11 protein-coding genes, 3 tRNA genes and 1 pseudogene are annotated in these 18,018 nt (G+C 73.1%); 10 read left to right on the top strand and 5 right to left on the bottom strand.

What is annotated here, in order from left to right:
- Positions 1-119 precede the first annotated feature (119 nt).
- Positions 120-734, top strand: a complete 615-nt coding sequence (locus J7I97_RS06875) for a hypothetical protein (protein WP_214931683.1) — start codon at positions 120-122, stop codon at positions 732-734.
- 10 nt (positions 735-744) lie between these two features.
- Positions 745-1,413, top strand: coding sequence for a class F sortase (locus J7I97_RS06870; RefSeq protein WP_214931681.1), 669 nt, complete (start codon positions 745-747; stop codon positions 1,411-1,413).
- Between the two features lie 171 nt (positions 1,414-1,584).
- Here the strand turns inward: J7I97_RS06870 and J7I97_RS06865 are convergent.
- A tRNA-Lys gene (locus J7I97_RS06865) sits at positions 1,585-1,658 on the bottom strand.
- 230 nt (positions 1,659-1,888) lie between these two features.
- On the opposite strand from J7I97_RS06865, the gene J7I97_RS06860 reads away from it, so the two are divergent.
- The 5 genes from J7I97_RS06860 (at position 1,889) to J7I97_RS06840 (ending at position 9,443) form a co-directional block, all read left to right on the top strand.
- Positions 1,889-3,220 carry a peptidoglycan-binding protein gene (locus J7I97_RS06860; RefSeq protein ID WP_214931736.1) on the top strand — a complete coding sequence of 444 codons (1,332 nt, stop codon included), beginning with the start codon at positions 1,889-1,891 and terminating at the stop codon, positions 3,218-3,220.
- Positions 3,217-6,702, top strand: a complete 3,486-nt coding sequence (locus J7I97_RS38180; RefSeq protein WP_251058550.1) for an SPFH domain-containing protein — start codon at positions 3,217-3,219, stop codon at positions 6,700-6,702. The genes J7I97_RS06860 and J7I97_RS38180 overlap by 4 nt, the downstream gene beginning before the upstream one ends.
- 198 nt (positions 6,703-6,900) lie before the next feature.
- The gene (locus tag J7I97_RS06850; RefSeq protein WP_214931680.1) at positions 6,901-7,542 is read left to right on the top strand and encodes a lytic polysaccharide monooxygenase; all 642 of its coding nucleotides are present in this window, start codon (positions 6,901-6,903) and stop codon (positions 7,540-7,542) included.
- A gap of 60 nt (positions 7,543-7,602) precedes the next feature.
- Positions 7,603-9,312: an AMP-binding protein gene (locus tag J7I97_RS06845; RefSeq protein WP_214931678.1), complete on the top strand. Its 1,710-nt coding sequence runs from the start codon at positions 7,603-7,605 to the stop codon at positions 9,310-9,312.
- Positions 9,313-9,369: 57 nt separating this feature from the next.
- Positions 9,370-9,443: transfer RNA gene (locus tag J7I97_RS06840), tRNA-Lys, on the top strand.
- Positions 9,444-9,526: 83 nt separating this feature from the next.
- Here J7I97_RS06840 and J7I97_RS06835 read toward each other — a convergent pair.
- Complete coding sequence (locus tag J7I97_RS06835; protein ID WP_214931676.1) at positions 9,527-10,285, bottom strand: IclR family transcriptional regulator; 759 nt, start codon at positions 10,283-10,285, stop codon at positions 9,527-9,529.
- Positions 10,286-10,513: 228 nt separating this feature from the next.
- On the opposite strand from J7I97_RS06835, the gene J7I97_RS06830 reads away from it, so the two are divergent.
- Together J7I97_RS06830 and J7I97_RS06825 are read left to right on the top strand one after the other, a co-directional pair.
- On the top strand, positions 10,514-11,725 hold the full coding sequence (locus J7I97_RS06830) for an LLM class flavin-dependent oxidoreductase (protein ID WP_214931674.1): 1,212 nt from the start codon (positions 10,514-10,516) through the stop codon (positions 11,723-11,725).
- Between the two features lie 254 nt (positions 11,726-11,979).
- Positions 11,980-13,677 carry a glycosyl hydrolase family 18 protein gene (locus J7I97_RS06825; RefSeq protein ID WP_214931672.1) on the top strand — a complete coding sequence of 566 codons (1,698 nt, stop codon included), beginning with the start codon at positions 11,980-11,982 and terminating at the stop codon, positions 13,675-13,677.
- A gap of 116 nt (positions 13,678-13,793) precedes the next feature.
- On the opposite strand, the gene J7I97_RS06820 is transcribed toward J7I97_RS06825, so the two are convergent.
- Complete coding sequence (locus J7I97_RS06820; protein WP_214931734.1) at positions 13,794-15,662, bottom strand: EAL domain-containing protein; 1,869 nt, start codon at positions 15,660-15,662, stop codon at positions 13,794-13,796.
- Positions 15,663-15,982: 320 nt separating this feature from the next.
- On the opposite strand from J7I97_RS06820, the gene J7I97_RS06815 reads away from it, so the two are divergent.
- A complete protein-coding gene (locus J7I97_RS06815) occupies positions 15,983-17,218 on the top strand; it encodes a M6 family metalloprotease domain-containing protein (protein WP_214931670.1) in 1,236 nt (411 codons plus the stop codon).
- 78 nt (positions 17,219-17,296) lie between these two features.
- Here J7I97_RS06815 and J7I97_RS06810 read toward each other — a convergent pair.
- A tRNA-Lys gene (locus tag J7I97_RS06810) sits at positions 17,297-17,370 on the bottom strand.
- A pseudogene (locus J7I97_RS06805) lies at positions 17,361-17,940 on the bottom strand (bifunctional DNA primase/polymerase). The gene J7I97_RS06810 and the pseudogene J7I97_RS06805 overlap by 10 nt, the downstream one beginning before the upstream one ends.
- Positions 17,941-18,018: the final 78 nt, after the last annotated feature.

Below are 18,018 nucleotides of genomic sequence, written 5' to 3'. Positions count from 1 at the left end.
CTATGAGGCGTTCGGCCTCACGTGTAAGGCTGACGGCTGACACGTACGGGCCAAGGGCGCGCCGCTCCGGATGCGGAGCGGCGCGCCGCGCGTGAATCTCCTTGTTGAGGAGGTTCACCATGCGCAGTGCTCTGATCGCTTTCCGTGCCGCCGGGGTGGCCGTCGCCCTGACGGCCCTCTCCGCCGCGACCGCGCCCATCGCCCTCGCCAACGACGACGACCGCGGCAGTGTCTCGGCGGATCCGAACCCGGCCGAGCCGGGGGCGCAGGTCAAACTGCGCGTCAACGGCTGTGACGGCAAATGGGCGTCCGCCAAGTCCTCCGTGTTCGTCGCGGACGTCGACCTCTCCGCCCGTGACAGCGGCAAAACCCTGTCGGGCGTGGCGCTGATCAGCTCGCACGCCCAGGCCGGCTGGCACGACATCCGGGTCAGCTGCGGCGGCCGGGGCGACGGGCTGCGCGGCTCCATCCAGATCCTCGAGCACCGGCAGGACCAGCACCACCCGTACCCCCAGCACACCCCGGTCTGGCCGGTCCACGCGGGCGGTGGCGGTATGGCCGAGGAGCTTGCCGACCCGGCCCGGGTGGCCGACACGGCGGCCGCGAAGAAGAGTCATGGCGGCGACGGCCCGGGCCTGCCGCACACGCTGATCGGCGCGGTCCTCGCCGCCGCGGCCACGCTCGCGGTCGCAGGCCGGGCGCTGACCCTGCGCCGGCGCCGCAACGGCGAGTGAGGGCCCGGCGGTGACGGCCCCGGATGAGCCGCGGTCCAGCGCCGGTGCGAGGCTGCTGACCTTCGCCGCCTGGTCGGTGCTGGTCCTCGGCCTGTGGCTGTGGGGCCGGGAGATCACCGGGGTCCCGGCCCCGGTCCCCGGACAGGGCGGTGCGGCGGTGGGCCTCGGCCTGCCCGTCGCGCACGCCCCGCTGTCCGGGGCCCCGCCCGCGCGGGTCGACGTACCGTCCATAGGCGTCCAGGCCCCGGTGATCCCCCGGGGCCTGGACGCCGACGGCGCGATCGAGCCGCCGCCCTACGACCGCCCGGGCACGGTGGGCTGGTGGGGCGGCGGCGCCCAGCCCGGCGAGGCCGGGACCGCACTGCTGGTCGGCCACGTGGACACCGCGTCCAAGCCCGCGGTGTTCTACGGCCTGAGCTCGGCGCAGCAGGGCGACAAAGTGCGGGTGGTGCGGGCGGACGGCACGATCGCCGAGTTCACCATCGAGGACGTACGGGTCTACGAGCGCGCCGGCTTCGACGCGCACAAGGCGTACGGGCCGCGGGTCAGGGGCCGGGCCGAACTGCGGCTGGTGACCTGCGGGGGCGCGTACGACAAGAAGGCGAAGCAGTACACGGCGAACGTGGTCGTCTCGGCGTACCTGACCGGGGAGGGAGTCCGGTCCGGCACGGCGGCGTGAGCTGTGCGCCCGGGGCAGCCGCCGCCCGGTCCGGTCCTCGACCGCGGGGCGCGCCCGGACCGCGGGAGGAGTCCGGGAGCCTGTGCGGGAGGTCCGCCCGCCACTGTAGGGCCGCAGGGCGCAACGAAGAAGCCCCTCGCAGCTTTCGCTGCGAGGGGCTTCTTCCGTCTGTGCGCCGCCAGGGACTCGAACCCCGGACCCGCTGATTAAGAGTCAGCTGCTCTAACCAACTGAGCTAGCGGCGCTTGCTGACAGGGAAAACTCTACCCCACCTCCAGCGGTGCTCGTGACCAGCCACGCCCGCCTTGTCCGATTAACCCATGTTTGCGGGGTTTATCGTGCACGATATGTCTGAGCCGAGCCAAACCTGACGCCCCGCCAGGTTTGTGGACGAGCAGGGTACGAGCAGGGGAGTGGACGGAACCGCATGACGACGCAGCCTCCGATGCATGTGCAGATGCCGACGCGGATGCCCATGCCTATGCCGGTCTTCCAGGAGTACGAGCCCGCCGGCGACTGCGTGTGCCTCGGGTGCGTGCAGCGGCGACGCGCCCTCGCCCGCGCGCGGGCCATACCGCTGCGCGACGGCGGCCACCCCGCCGCACGCGGGGCCCGCCGCGCACTGGTGCTGGCCACCGCGGCGGGCGTGGTCCTGGGCGGCGGCAGCAGCGCGGTGCTCGCGGCGACCCCCCGGCCCCCCGTCCCCGGGCCGGTGAAGCTGGACGACCCGGGCTCCCCGCAGGGCGACCGGGCCCCGCTGCACGGGCCGAAGGCCAAGCCCGTCGGCGCGCCCGGGGCGCCGGCCGCGCCGGGCGCCCTGAAGCGGCTCGACCGGACGACGATCATCAACCGGGCGAAGCTGTGGCTGGAGGCGGAAGTCCCGTACAGCATGTCCGAGTACTGGTCGGACGGGTACCGCCAGGACTGCTCGGGCTACGTCTCGATGGTCTGGAACCTCGGAACGAACGAGTGGACCGGCAGCCTCGACAAGTTCGCCACCAAGATCACGAAAGAGGAGCTGCTGCCGGGGGACATGCTGCTCTTCCACAACCCGGCAGACCCCAACAAGGGCTCCCACGTCGTCATCTTCGGCGGCTGGGTGGACGAGACGCGCACGCACTACATCGCCTACGAGCAGACGCAGCCGAACACGCGGAAGCTGGCGACGCCGTACGGGTACTGGAGCAACGCGACGAAATACGTCCCGTACCGCTTCAACGGGGTGACGGGCGGCATCGTTCCGGAGGATCCGGCCGGGGGTGCGAAGCCGGGGACCTCGACGGTGTTCCCCGGCGCCGGGAAGTTCGGCCCGGGCGCGGACAACGAGTACGTGAAGCAGCTCGGCAAGATGCTGATCGACCGCGGCGGCCGCCGCTTCTACCCCAAGGGCGCGGCCTCGAAGTGGACCGACGCCGACCGGCTGGCCACCCAGGCCTTCCAGCAGGCGCAGGGCTGGACGGGGGCGGACGCGGACGGGCTCCCCGGCGCGCAAACCTGGCGGCTGCTGGTGGAGAACCAGGGCGACGACATCCGGCCGACGGAGGCGGGCGCGCCGGGTCCGGGCGGGGTACGGGACTACCCGGGCGCGTCGGTATTCCGCCCGGGCTCGTCCCATGCCGCCATCGAGGCCCTCGGTCGCCGCTTGGTGTCGAGAGGCTTCGGCAAGCACTACACATCCCGGCCGGGCCGTCGCTGGAGCGAGGCCGACCGCCGCAACGTCGAGGCCTTCCAGCGTGCCCAGGGCTGGCGCGGCGCCCAGGCCGACGGCTACCCGGACCCGGAAACCTGGCGCCGGCTGTTCGCATGACGGAGGCAACGATGTACCCCACCCGCACCACATCCAGCACGGGCACCTTCCACATCCCGCCGACCCCCACCCCGGCGGCCGCTTCCCCATCCAGCACCGAGCCCGTGACCCGGCGGGCCGCCTCTGCGACCCCGTCGGCCACCTCCCCGACCTGCGCGACTGCGTGGCCGGGGCCCCGGGCCGACACCCCAACCCCCGGGCCCGCCTCCTCCCACACCGCCCAGCTCCAGGCGGGCGGGCCGGAACACGCCCCGACGCGGTCGGCGGAAACGCGGACCGAGTCCCTGACCCCGGCGGCTGCTTCCCCGGCGCGGGCTGCCGCCCGGGCATCGGCGGCCGGGCCGGAGCCCGCCCGGGCGGGGGCGGTGGGATCCCGAGCCGAGTCCCTGGCCCCGACGGCTGCTTCCCGCGTGTGGGCTGCCGACCAGGCATCGGCTGCCGGGCCGGAATCCGTCCCGGCGGGGGCGGCGGGCGCCCTGGCCGAGGCCCAGATCCCGGCGGCTGCTTCCCCGGCGCGGGCTGCCGGCCAGGCGTCGATGGCCGCGCCGGAGTCCGTCCCGGCGGGGGCGGTGGGATCCCGGGCCGAGTCCCTGGCTCCGGCGGCTGCTTCCCCGGCGCGGGCTGCCGGCCAGGCGTCGATGGCCGCGCCGGAGTCCGCCCGGGCGGGGGCGGTGGGATCCCGGGCCGAGTCCCTGGCCCCGGTGGCTGCTTCCCCGGTGTGGGCTGCCGGCCAGGCGTCGGCGGCCGGGTCGGACTCCGTCGCGGCGGGGGCGGCGGGCGCCTCGGCCGAGCACCCGGGCGAACGTCCGGCTGCGGCTGCGCCGTCTGGGCGGCCGGCCCCCCGGCCCGGTCGGTGGACCGAGGTCGCGCCCCGGCCGACTGCCGTGGAGGCCCCGGCGGCCACCGCCCCGGCGGCGGTGCCCGCACGGGCCGTGGCCCCGGCCGAGCGGGTCGCGCCGTACGGGCGCCCCGCGTCGGCGGAGGCCCAAGCAGCGGCCGCGCCGTACGGGCATCCCGCGTCGTATGAGGCCCAAGCCGAGGTGGCCGCGCCGCACGGGCATCCCGCGCCGTATGAGGCCCAAGCCGAGGTGGCCGCGCCGCACGGGCATCCCGCGTCGTATGAGGCCCAAGCCGAGGTGGCCGCGCCGCACGGGCATCCCGCGTCGGCGGAGGCACCGGTCGTGCCGCATACCCGGCCCGCCCAGGAGGCCGACGCCGTGGCCACCGTGGGCGCGGCCGCGCCGTACGGGCGGTATGCCACCCCGGACTGGGCCGCCGAGCCGGCCTACGGGGGCCCGGCCGGCCACGACGCCGACGGGCCGGATGTCCGCCCCGCCCGAAGCGACGTACCGGCGGCCCGGGTTCAGCCCGAACCGGAGCCGGTGCACGCCCCGGCCGGCGACCGGGCCGAGTCCGGCGCGGGCCGCCCGCACGGCGGCGACCCCGAACCGTCCGGACCCGTACCGCCCCCGGCGGTGGACATCCCGCACCCACAGGACGCGCCGGCCACCCAGCGCCTGCGCACCCTCGAAACCGGCCCGGGCGAGGGCACCGCCGAGCCCCCCGCCGGCCTGGTCGCCCAGGCTGCGGCCCGTGGCACGGGGGAGGGGGACGACGGCGGGGCCGGGCCCTCCGCCAGGCTCGGTGTGGCGGGTCTGGGCACCCAGGGTGCGGCCCGTGGCATGGGGCCGGACGGGGATTGGGCCGCAGGGCCCCCTGCCGGGCCCGACGTTGCGGGCCTGGGCGGCACCCAGGCTGTGCCCCGTGACATGGGGCAGGGCGACGGCGGCGGGGCCGCTGTCCCCCCTGCCGGGCTTGGTGTTCCCGGCCCTGGTGTGGCCAGCCTGGGCACCCAGGCCGTGGCCCGCGACTTGGAGCCGGAAGGGGATTGGGCTGCAGGGCCCCCTGCCGGGTTCGGTGTGGCGGGTCTGGGCGCCCAGGGTGTGGCCCGTGGCGCGGAGCCGGACGGTGATTGGGCCGCGGGGCCTCTTACCGAGGTTGGTCTGGCGGGTCTGGGCAGCCAGGCTGTGGCGCGCGGCATGGAGCCGGACGGGGATTCGGCCGCAGGGCGCCCCGCCCGGTTCGGCGTAGCGGGTCTCGTCGCCCGGGCCGTGGCCCGCGGCATGGCGGAGGGGGAGGGTGACGAGGACCCGCAGGACATCCCCCGCATCGGGCCGGTCCGTGGGGCCGCGGTCACGGAGGTGCCCGTTCACCTCCCGTTCCGTGCGCACTCGAAGCCCATGGCCACCGGCACGGCCGAGGCCTCCCCGGCCCCGCACCCGACCTCCGCCCTGCGCCCGACCCCGGCGCCAGGCCACCCCTCCGACCCGAGCCACGCCTCCGACCTGGGCTCCCATGCCCTTTACCCGGGCGGCGCCTTCTACCCGAGCCGTGACTCCGGCCCGGGCCGCGCCTCCGACCCGAGCTGTGGCTCCGACCCGAGCTGTGGCTCCGACCCGGGCCGCGCCGTCGATCCGACCCGTGTCTCAGATCCGGCCCGTGTCTCAAACCCCAGCCCTGCCCCCGCCCCGGGCCACGCCCCCCAGGCCTACGCCCCCCGGCCGCCCGCCGGTCGGCGGGTCCCTCGGGGGGACGACCGGTTGCGGGAGCATCGTGGGCCCGTGTTGCCCGGGTGGGCCGCCGTGCTCGTCGGCGGGCTCGCCTTCGCCGGCTGCACGGCAGTGCTCTGGCGGGCCGGCGCCATCCCCGCCCCGATGGTGGCCGCCTTCGGGGCGGCCCCCCGGGCCTACCACGGGCTCCGCGCCACCCACTGGCCCCCGCTCGCCTTCCTCGGCGTCGTGGCCCTCCTCGCCCTCGGCGGCCTCGGCCGCGCCAAGGCCGGCCACGCCTGGGTACTCACCCTTTTCGGCCGCTACCGCGGCACGGTCCGGCGTACCGGACTCACCTGGGTCAGCCCCCTCCTGCTGCGCCGCCGCGTCGACGTGCGCCTGCGCCACTGGCGCAGCGACCCCATGCCCGCCGTGGACTCCGGCGGCCTCGCCCTCCAGGTCGTCGTCCAAGTCGTCTGGCAGGTCAAGGACACCGCCCGGGCCACCCTCGCCGTCGCGGACCACACCGAGTACCTCGCCGAACAGGTGGAATCGGCCATGGCCCGGGTCCTGTCCCAGCTCCCCGCCGACGCCTTCCACGAGGACGCCCCGACCCTGCGCGACGCCGAGGCCGTCGGCGACGCGCTGACCCGGATGCTGGCGGCCGAGACCGAGGCGGTCGGGGTCGAGGTGTTCTCCGCCCAGCCGACCCGGATCGAGTACGCCCCCGAGGTCGCCGAGGCCATGCGCCGCCGCCGGGTCGCGGCGATCGACGCCAAGCACCGGGACACCGTGCTGACCTCGGTCGTGGACGCCGTGGACGACACCGTCCACCGGCTGACCTCGCGCGGGCTCGTCGAGCTGGACGACTACGAACGCAAGGCCCTCGTGAAGGACCTCACCGTCGCCTTCTACACCGGCCGCTCCGAGTAACCGGCGGCGGCGAGGGCACGGCGAAGGCACGGCGAGGCATACGGAACGGGTGGCCGGATACGACCGGACCACCCGTTCCCCCATTGGTCTAGACACGGCCAACTCCCGTCAATACTGTGGGACTTGGTCTAGACCTGAAAAAACATCCCCACGCGTGCGCACGCCCTTGCCGAACTCCCCCCACGTCCAAGGAGCATCATGCGTACCGTCCGCATGTCCGCAATCCCCAGCGATCCCAGAGCGCCCGGCCTCAGGCGGGCCGGCGTCGCCGCGCTCGGCGTCGGCATCGTCGCCGCCGTCAGCCTGCTCGGCGCTCCCACCGCCAGCAGCCACGGCTACACCGACACCCCCATCAGCCGCCAGAAGCTCTGCGCCAACAAGACCGTCTCCGACTGCGGCCCCATCCAGTGGGAGCCGCAGAGCGTCGAGGGCTACAAGGGCTTCCCGGCCGCCGGCCCCGCCGACGGCACGATCTGCGCCGGCGGCCACAGTGAGTTCGCCCAGCTCGACGACCCGCGCGGGGGCGCCTGGCCCACCACCAAGGTGACCAGCGGCCAGAGCTACGGCTTCCGCTGGCAGTTCACCGCCAACCACTCCACCACCGACTTCAAGTACTACGTCACCAAGAACGGCTGGGACCCCACCAAGCCCCTCACCCGCGCCGCCCTCGACCCCCAGCCCTTCCTCACGGTCGCCTACAACGGCGCCCGCCCCGCCATGACCACCGTCCACCAGGGCGCCATGCCGAGCGGCAAGACCGGCCGGCACATGATCCTGGCCGTCTGGACCGTCAACGACACCCCCATGGCGTTCTACGCCTGCTCCGACGTTCAGTTCTGACGACTGACGACTGACGACTGACGTTCAGTTCTGACGCTACGTCAGCTATCCTCCGGCGGCATGCGGACGACACCCGAAACCGTCGCGGAGCTCATAGCGCGCCAATGGGGCGACCACCGGCCAGGGCTGAAGAGCGAGGGCACGCCCGTCACCGTCCTCAGCCACCACCAGGCCGCCCAGCAGGCCGCCGTGCGCGCCGCGCTGCTCGTCGACCTCCTGCCGCCGGGGGCGGAGCCGCACCTGGGGGTGCTGCTCGACAACACCCCCGAGTTCCCGTTCTGGCTCGGCGCGGCGGCCCTCGCCGGGGCCGCCGTCGCCGGGATCAACCCGACCCGGCGCGGCCCCGAGCTGGCCCGCGACATCCTGCACACCGACTGCCGGATCCTGATCACCGAGCGTGCCCACCTGACGCTGCTCCGCGGCCTCGACCTGCCCGGCGTACGGATCCTCGTGACCGACACCGAGGAGTACGAGGCCCTCCTCGCGCCATACGCGGGGGCCAAGCCGGGTGACGCGACCCTTGGCGCCCCCGGCGCGCCCCGCACCCCCGGTCCCGCCACCCGCCTGCTCCTCTACTTCACCTCCGGCTCCACCGGCGCCCCCAAGGCGGCCATCTGCACCCAGGGCCGGCTCGCCGGCGCCGGTGCCTCCCTGGCCCGCCACTTCTCGGTCACCCCGGACGACGTCCACTACATCTGCATGCCGCTCTTCCACGGCAACGCGGTCATCGCCGACTGGCTCCCTGCCCTGGCCGGCGGGGCCGCGGTGGCGCTGCGCCGGCGCTTCTCGGCCTCCGCGTTCCTGGACGACGTACGGGCGTACGGGGCGACGTACTTCACCTACGTCGGCCGGGCCGTCCAGTACCTCCTGGCCACCGACCCCCGCCCCGACGACCGCGACCACACCCTCCGGCTCGGCTTCGGCACCGAGGCCGGGGCGGTGGACGCGGCCCGCTTCGCCGAGCGGTTCGGGGTCCGGCTGGTGGAGGGCTACGGGGCCACCGAGGGCGGCGCCTCGGTCCAGCGCACCCCGGACACCCCGCCGGGCGCTCTCGGGCGGGCCGGCGCGGGGGACGACCTCGCGGTGATCGACCCGGCCACGGGCGCGGAGTGCCCGCCGGCGGTCCTCGACGCGAGGGGCCGCCTGCTCAACGGCGACGCGGCCATCGGCGAGCTCGTCAACCGCGGCCGCAGCCTGTTCGAGGGCTACTGGCGCAATCCGGACGCGGAGGCCGCCCGTACCCGCGACGGCTGGTACTGGACCGGCGACCTCTTCTTCCGCGACCCCGAGGGCTTCCTCTACTTCGCGGGGCGCACGGACGATCGCCTGCGGGTCGACAGCGAGAACCTGGCCGCGGCAGTGATCGAGAACATCCTGGCCCGGTGGTCCGACGCGGCCGCGGTCGCCGTGTACGCCGTCCCGGACGAGGTGGCGGGCGACCAGGTGATGGCCGCGCTCGCCCTCCGCGAGGGCGCGGCCTTCGACCCGGAGGCCTTCGCCGCGTTCCTCGCCGCGCAGCCGGACCTGGGCACGAAGATGTCCCCGCGCTACGTCCGGATCCTCGAAGCCCTGCCGACCACGGCGACGAACAAGGTCCACCGGGTCGCCCTCCGCCGCACCGGTTTCCTCACCCCGGACCCGGTCTGGTGGTCCCCGCCGGGCCGGTCGGGCTACCGCCCCCTGGACGCCGGGGCACTCGCGGCCCTGCTGGCGGCGTACGACTCCCAGGGCCGCCGCCACCTCCTGGAGATCGCCACCACGGCCCGGTGACACCCCCGGTAATGGTTTTGAGCACTCCGGAGGAGCAGGTAGTATTTTCTCTGTCAGGCGCCGCTAGCTCAGTTGGTTAGAGCAGCTGACTCTTAATCAGCGGGTCCGGGGTTCGAGTCCCTGGCGGCGCACCTGTACTTCGGGCGGTTTCCGGTTCACCGGAAACCGCCCGAAGTGTTTTCTGGGGCCCGCGCACCAGGGACGACGGCGGTCCTCACAGCGTGAGCGACAGCAGCAGCGGCGCGGCCTTCCGGTTCAGCACGTCCGCGGCGGCCCGCAGCCGGTGGGCGTGCTCGACCGGCAGCGACAGGGCCAGGCAGCCGACCGAGGCCCCGGCCGTGATCGGCACCGCAGCGCAGACCGTGCCCACGGCGTACTCCTGGAGGTCCAGTACCGGAACCGTGGCGGGCTGACTGTCCAGCTTCGAGAACAGGATCCGCTCGTTCACGATCGTCTTCGACGTGAGCCGCGCGATCTTGTGACGGGACAGGTGGTCACGCCGCCCGTTCTGGTCGAGCTGGGTCAGCAGGCACTTTCCGACCGCGCTGGCGTGCGCCGCCGAGCGGAAGTCGACCCACTCGTGCACCTTCGGAGTGCGCGGGCTGTCCGCGAACTGCGTGATCTTGACCTCGCCGTCCACGTACCGGCTGATGTAGACCGCCGCGCCGACCGAGTCCCGCAACCGGTCCAGAGTCTCCTGGAGCTTGTCCTGGAGCGCCTGTTTCCGGTCGATACCGGAGCCGAGCAGGACGAGTGAGTCGCCTATGGCATAGGCACCGTCGGACACCTGCAGTACGTACCCCTCCCGTCGCAGCATGAGCAGCATCGGCGTGAGATGGGCCGCGGGCAGGCCTGTCTCACGCGCGATCTGGACGTCGGTCACACCACCGGTGTGCCGTGCGATCGTTTCGAGTACGCGCAGGGCGTACTGCACCGAATGGAACGGCGCGGTCGGCTCGGGCTTCAGCGCCACGGTTTCCCCCTACCAGGTTGTTACCGCTTGCCCTACCACGATAGCCATCAAGCGGCCCACGTGGAGCGCCTGTTGATGAGATTGATGGCTCAATCAGGTCCCCCGGCCAGGCCCTACTCACTTGGCATATGCCCCTGTCATGCGCACGGCCCCGCTGTGCCGGGAATGCCCGGCGACGCCCCACGGTTCGACTTCTTCGTACGGACGCCGAATGTGACGGGAGCGACGATGAGTGACACCGGGGACGCCGGCCGGACCGCGGGCGAAGGGGCGGCCGAGGGCGAGGCCGGAGGGACGGTCGCGGGGGCGGTCGCTGGGGCAGGCGCCGGGACAGTCGCCGGGGCAGGAGGGGCGGCGGCCGGCGGTGACCCGGTCCGCGGGACCGCCCGGGGCCGGGCCCCGGTACCGCTGTCCGTGCTGGACCTCGTCACCGTCGGCGCCGGCAGTACCGCCCATGCGTCCCTGCGTACCAGTGTGGACATCGCCCGGCTCGCCGAGTCCCGCGGCTACCACCGCCACTGGGTCGCCGAGCACCACTCCATGCCCGGGGTCGCCAGCTCCTCCCCGGCCGTGATCCTGGCCCACCTCGCCGCCCACACCTCCCGGATACGGCTCGGCTCGGGCGGGGTCATGCTGCCCAACCACGCCCCGCTCGCCGTCGCGGAGCAGTTCGGCACCCTGGAGGCGCTCGCCCCGGGCCGGATCGACCTCGGGCTGGGCCGCGCCCCCGGCACCGACGGGGGCACCGCCGCCGCGCTGCGCGGGCCCGGGCGCCTCGACGAGGCCGCGGACGAGTTCCCCCGGCGGCTCTCGGAGCTGACCCGCTTCCTCGACGACGACTTCCCCGACGGGCATCCGTACTCCCGCGTGCACGCCGTGCCCGGCCCCGTGCAGGGCCCGGCCGGGCGGCCGCCGCTGTGGCTGCTCGGGTCCTCCGGGTTCAGTGCGCGCCTCGCCGGCGAGCTGGGTCTGCCCTTCGCGTACGCCCACCACTTCTCGGCGGCCGGCACCCTGCCCGCCCTGGACCTCTACCGGCAGACCTTCCGCCCCTCGGCCGTACTGGATGCCCCGTACGCCGTCATCGGGGTAGCGGCGCTCGCCGCCGACACGGCGGAGGAGGCCCGCGCCCAGGTCCTCACGGGCGCGCTGTCGATGCTGCGGCTGCGCACCGGACGGCCCGGGCTGGTCCCGACGCCCGAGGAGGCGGCGGCGTACCCGTACTCCCCGCTGGAGCGGGAGTTCGTGGACGGCTGGCTCGCGAACATCGTGCACGGCACGCCCGACGAGGTCCGCGCCGGACTCGACGACCTGGCCGGGCGGACGGGCGCCGACGAGCTGATGCTGACCGCCAACGCCCACAGCGGCGCCGCCCGGTTGCGCTCCTACGGACTCGTCGCAGATGCGTACGGGATGCCGGAGGCGGGTCCCGCGGCTGGTTGACCGAGTGCGAACGGGGTTCGGCTGGTTTGTTGCCGAAACCTTGCGAGGGAGTGCCTGAAGGCAGCCTTAAATCGCTCGTCACCCGGGGTGGCGAGCGGTTTCCTACGTCAGCTCAGGTCTCTGACAAGGGGATTTCTTCCGCGAGTGGTCTAGTCCTTCTTTGGTCCAAACCATTGACTCGGGTGTGGAGCGATCGCTATCACTTCTCCCACCCGAACTCTCGCTTTCCCCTCCCACCCCCACGGAGACAGTTCATGCACATCCGTAAACCCCTCATCGCGGCAGCCGCCACGGGCGCGCTGGCAGCCGGAGCGCTGGCCTCCTTCGCGGGGCTCGGTACCGCCCAGGCCGCCGACACCCAGGTCACCGCGGCCGCCGCTGCCGGCGGCGTCCGGATCGCCTACTACGACCAGTGGAGCGTGTACGGGAACGCCTTCTATCCCAAGCACCTCGACACCCGCGGAATAGCGGGCAAGCTGGACGTCATCAACTACTCGTTCGGCAACATCCACCCCACCGACCTCACCTGTTTCGAGGCGAACAAGGCGGCGGGCGACGACAACAACGCCAGTGCCGGTGACGGCGCGGGCGACTCGTACGCCGACTACCAGAAGTCCTTCAGTGCGGCGGACAGCGTCAGCGGGGTCGCCGACAAGTGGGGCCAGCCGATCGTCGGCGTCTTCAACCAGTTCAAGCAGCTGAAGGCCAAGTACCCGCACCTGAAGATCAACATCTCGATCGGCGGCTGGACGTACTCCAAGTACTTCAGCGACGCGGCGAAGACCGACGCCTCCCGCAAGAAGCTCGTGTCCTCCTGCATCGACCAGTACATCAAGGGCAACCTGCCGGTCGAGGGCGGCTACGGCGGCGCGGGCACCGCGGCCGGCGTCTTCGACGGCATCGACATCGACTGGGAGTACCCGGGTTCGCCGGGCGGCCACCTGGGCAACCACTACGCCCCCGAGGACAAGCAGAACTTCACACTCCTGCTCAAGGAGTTCCGTACCCAGCTCGACGCGTACGGCGCGGCCAACGGCGGCAAGAAGTACCTGCTGACCTCGGCGCTCCCGGCCGGCCAGGACAAGATCAAGTACATCGAGACGGACAAGATCGGCGCGTACCTCGACTACGCGAACATCATGACGTACGACATGCACGGCGCCTGGGACGGCGACGGGCCTACGTACCACCAGTCCCCGCTGCTGCCCTCGGCGGCCGACCCGACCGACCCGATCGCGCCGGGCACCGAGAAGTACAGCATCAAGAACGCCATCGACTCCTGGCTCGACGGCAACGCGGCCTACGGCATCGCGGGCGGCTTCCCCGCCAGCAAGCTGACGCTCGGGTACGAGTTCTACTACCGCGGCTGGAAGGGAGTCCCGGCCGGGACCACCAGCGGCCTCGCCCAGACGGCGACCGGCCCCTCCGCCGCCCGGCCCACCAGCCAGCAGGCCGGCATCGCCAACTACAAGGAGCTCGGCGGGATCGTCGACAACGCGGCGACGACCTACTGGGACGACCAGGCCAAGGCCTCGTACTTCTACAAGGACGGCGAGTTCTTCACCGGCCTCAACCAGAAGTCCATCCAGGCCAGAGTGGACTACGGCAAGCAGCGCGGCCTGGCCGGCGCGATGATGTACTCCCTGCTCGGCCTGGACGACAAGGCAACGCTGCTCAACCAGATCTCGGACGCCCTCGGCGGCAGCACCCAGCCGCCGGTCACCCCGACGGCCACGCCCACCGCGACCCCGACCTCCACGCCCACCGCGACCCCGACGGCCACGCCCACCACGGGCTGCACGGCGCCGGCGTACATCGCGGGCACCGTCTACACCGGCGGCAACGAGGTCTCGCACAAGGGCCACAAGTGGAAGGCCCAGTGGTGGACGCAGAACGAGGAGCCCGGCACGACGGGTGAATGGGGTGTCTGGAAGGACCTCGGCGCCTGCTGATCTCCCCCCACCCCGCGCCGAGCGACGGCCGCCCCCGCCCCCATCCAGGGTGCGGGGGCGGCTGTCTCTCAGCGGCTGTCTCTCCAGCGGCTGTCTCTCCAACAACCGCCGCCGCCCTACGCGAGGGTCCCCGGGCGGGTTCCGATCATCTCGGCGATCCGTTCGGGGGCCACCGCGCGGGAGTAGAGCCAGCCCTGGCCCGTGTCGCAGCCGACGCGGCGCAGCCGGGCCGCCTGGCCGGCGGTCTCCACGCACTCCGCCGTCACCGTCAGGCCCAGCCGGTGCGCGAGCTGGACCAGGGCCTCCACGATCGTTTCGTCGGCCGGGTTCGGATGGGTGCCCTCCTCGTAGCGGAAGCCCCGGACGAAGGAGCCGTCCAGTTTCAGCACCGAGACCGGCAGCCGGCTCAGGTACGCGAGGTTCGAGTACCCGGTGCCGAAGTCGTCGATGGCGATCCGCACGCCCATGTCGCTCAGGGCCTGGAGCGCCTGCAGGGGCCGGCCCGCGGAGCCCATCACCGCCGACTCCGTGAGCTCCAGTTGCAGCAGCTGCGGCGCGAGCCCGGTGTCGGCCAGGATCTCCGCCACGTCACCCACCAGGTCCGAGTCCCAGACCTGGCGCACCGCGACGTTGACGGACACGAAGACCGGGGCGTCGCTGGGCTGCTCGATCTGCCAGCGCCGGGCCTGCCGGCAGGCGGTACGCAGCACCCACTGACCCAGCTGGACGATGGAGCCGTCCTCTTCCGCAATTCCGATGAACCGATTCGGCGTCAAGGTCCCGAACTGCGGGTGGTTCCACCGCACCAGGGCCTCGACCCCGCGCACCACCCCGCTCTCCAGGTCCACGAGCGGCTGGTACTCCAGCTCGAACTCCCCCCGCTCCACGGCCGGCCGCAGGGTGGACGAGAGCGCCTGGCGGGTCATGCGGTGCGCGTTGCGCTCCGGGTCGAAGAGGGTCCAGCGGGCCTTGCCGTCCGCTTTCGCCCAGTACAGGGTGGTGTCAGCGGCCTGCATCAGCGCGGTCGCAGAGGTGTCCGCCGCCGCCCGCTCCACCACGCCGATCGACGCGGAGACCGACAGCCGCTGCCCGGCCAGGTCGAACGGCTCCTGTACGGCGGTCAGTACGCTCCGCGCCAGATCCGCGAGCTGCTCGGTGCCGGTGGATTCCTCGACCAGCAGGGCGAACTCGTCGCCGCCGAGCCGCGCGACCAGGTGCCCGCCCGTGCGCCCGTAGCCGGACTGGTCGGCGCACTGGGTCAGCCGGGCCGCGACGGCGGTCAGCAGCCGGTCGCCGACGCGGTGGCCCAGGGTGTCGTTGACCGCCTTGAACCCGTCGAGGTCCAGATAGCACAGGCCGATCCGGCCGGTGCCGCCCTCCTCGTAGGAGGAGGCCTCCAGGGCGGCGGAGAGCCGCTCGAAGAACAGGGCCCGGTTGGGCAGCCGGGTCACCGGGTCGTGCATCTGGAGGTGCCGCAGCCGGGCCTGGAGGTCGCGCCGGTCGCTGATATCGGCGACGGACAGCAGGACGTCGCCGGTCCCGGGCACGGGTCCGACGGTGACCTCGGTCCACAGGGAGTGCCCGTCGGGGTGTTTGAGCCGGCGGGTGCAGCGCAGCCGGGCCTGCCGGCCGCGCAGCACCTCCTGGTAGGCCTGCCAGGTACGGGCCTCCGCGGCCAGGTCCACCAGGTCCGCGGCACGCTGCTCGACGAGCGAGTGCGGCTCGCTGCCCAGCAGTCCGGCGAGGGCCTGGTTGGCGGCGACGACGTATCCCTCCCGGTCGACGACGGCCATCGCGAGATGGGCCGCGTTGAAAGCGGCCCGGTAGTCGCGCAGTTCGGACTCGGCCCGGGACGGAGTTGCCGCCACCGACACTGTCGGGTGACGCTCCGTGATGGCCGATCGGATGCTGTCGGCCGCCGAACCGGTTCCCTCTGAGGTTCCGCTCACCGTTGGCTCCCGCAGTGCTCGTGAGTGTCCGTGCAGGAAAGTGTGCCGATCATAGAGGCTGCCGTACGGCCTATCCAGCGGCGTCGCCGGGTGGGGGGACGGTACTTCGGCGGGATGACGCCGTGATGACGGTTCGTCCGCCGATCGCCGGGCGACCGTTTCTGCGCGGCTGTGAGCATGCGGTGGTCGCCGCTGATCTCACGTGATCGGTCGTGACGTTCTGTAGGTGGCGCGTGAAGCCCAGGGGTCACCGGCTTGCCGTATCGCTCACCCGTGTGGGGCAGCGGAACATGGCATTAATAAGACAATCGCCTCAAGGTGGCTAGAAAGGTACGAATCCACCACCGGAGGTCGATGTGCCGCGACAGCAGACACCCGGGGGAGTGGACCGCTCCCGCTTGCGAAGCACGGCGGCAGGGGTCACCTCCCTGGCGGCGCTCGCCGCCATGTCGCTCGTCGCGGGGCCCGCAGTGGCCGATTCCGGATCCGGACCCTGCGTACTGACCCGCACCGCGGCGCACCACTCCCTGGGTCTGGACACCTGGAACCGCGCCTACCCCAAGCCCGAGCGCACCCTCAACGCGGTCATGGTCTTCCTCTCCTTCCCCGACCACCGCACCGCCCTCACGCCCGAGGAACTCACCGGCGACTACTTCCCGGCGACCAGCGACTTCTTCGAGCGGGCCTCCTACGGGCGGTTCCACCTTCTCCCGCACCCGCAGAAGCGGTGGATCCGGATGCCCAGGCCGTCCACCGCGTACGGGATACAGCGCGACTGGGCCCCCGCGGACCGGGCCGCCTACCTCCGGGACGCGGTCGCGAGCGCCGACCCGGAAGTGGACTTCAGCAAGTACGACATCGTGTACTTCGTCGCCGACCCGGACGCGCCCGGCGTGGACTCCGACGCGACCAAGGTCGTCAACTTCGACCGGCCCATCCGCGCCGACGGCATCGACCTGCGCCGGATCGTCACCGTCTTCGAGCAGCACCCGCCGGACCGCAATGTGCTGGCCCACGAGACCGGGCACGTCTTCGACCTGCCCGACCTCTACCACCGGCCGACGGACGGCAAGGGCGACTGGGACACCCACGTCGGGGACTGGGACGTCATGGGCAGCCAGTTCGGGATGGCCCCGGACCTGTTCGCCTGGCACAAGTGGAAGCTGGGCTGGCTGGACCCCTCGCAGGTGGACTGCGTGCAGTCCGGCTCCTCGCTGCACACCCTCCAGCCGCTGGCGGAGGGCGTGCCGAGCGGCGGAACCGGCGGGACCCGGCTCGCGGTGGTCCGTACCGGCCCCGGCAGCGCTATCGCCATCGAGGCCAGGGGGTCCGCCGGCAACGACGGGGACACCTGCACGGAGGGGGTCCTGGTCTACCGGGTTCGCAACGAGGCGGCCTCGGGCGGCGGGCCGATCGAGGTGCTGGACGCGCATCCGGACACCGAGGCGTGCTGGGACCGCTCGGTGTACCCGCCGCTGGCGGACGCGCCGCTGGGGGTGGGGGAGACGTACACGGTGCCGGGGGAGCGGATCACGATCGAGGTGGCGGACCGGACCCAGTCGGGCGCGTACACGGTCAAGGTCACGACGTAGCCGGCTTACGGGGCACGAAGAAGGCCTCCGGGACACGAAGAAGGCCCCCCACTCGCGTGGGGGGCCTTCGACCGTCTGTGCGCCGCCAGGGACTCGAACCCCGGACCCGCTGATTAAGAGTCAGCTGCTCTAACCAACTGAGCTAGCGGCGCCTGCTGACGTCGTAGACATTAGCATCCGGACCGGCGGAACGAAAAATCGATATCCGCAGCTCGGGCGGCGCGGACGAAGGCCCAGAGCAGCGCCTCGGGCCCGGGCAGCCAGGGCTCCCGGGCGTCGGGGGCCACCAGCCAGCGCGACGGCCCGGGGTCGGCGGCCAGCGGCGGTACGGTGACGGCGTCGCCGAGGCCGTGACAGAGCGGCGCCGCGACGGGCTTCTTCCACTCCTCCCACGCCAGCAGGGCGGGCAGCCGGTGGGCCGTGCCCGGAGTGGCGAAGAGCAGTACCCGGCCGCGGTGCACGGCGGCCGGACCGGAGCCGGGCCCCTCGGCCCACAGCAGGTCCAGCATGCGGCGCCCGAGGACGAGCGGGACGTTGACGACGTCGAAGGCCGTGCCGCAGGGCAGTACGGCGGGGGCGGTGGGCCGGGCCTGCCACAGCGCGAGGGTGCTGCGGGGATGGGCGGCCGCGGAGGCGAGCCAGGCGGCGCCCTGCGGGGTGACGTGCGTCGCGGGGGCGGTGTTGCGGACGTCGAGGGCGGGGCAGCCGGTCAGGGTCGTCATATGCCAAGGTCTACCGGGCGTGACGCAGTCGTTCCGCGGAGTTACCGAAAACCGGGACAGGGCGGGTGTGCCTGGAGT

It is taken from the genome of Streptomyces sp. ISL-87, from assembly GCF_018614095.1.
Taxonomy (GTDB): domain Bacteria; phylum Actinomycetota; class Actinomycetes; order Streptomycetales; family Streptomycetaceae; genus Streptomyces.
This window is presented reverse-complemented; position numbering and strand designations above follow the sequence as displayed.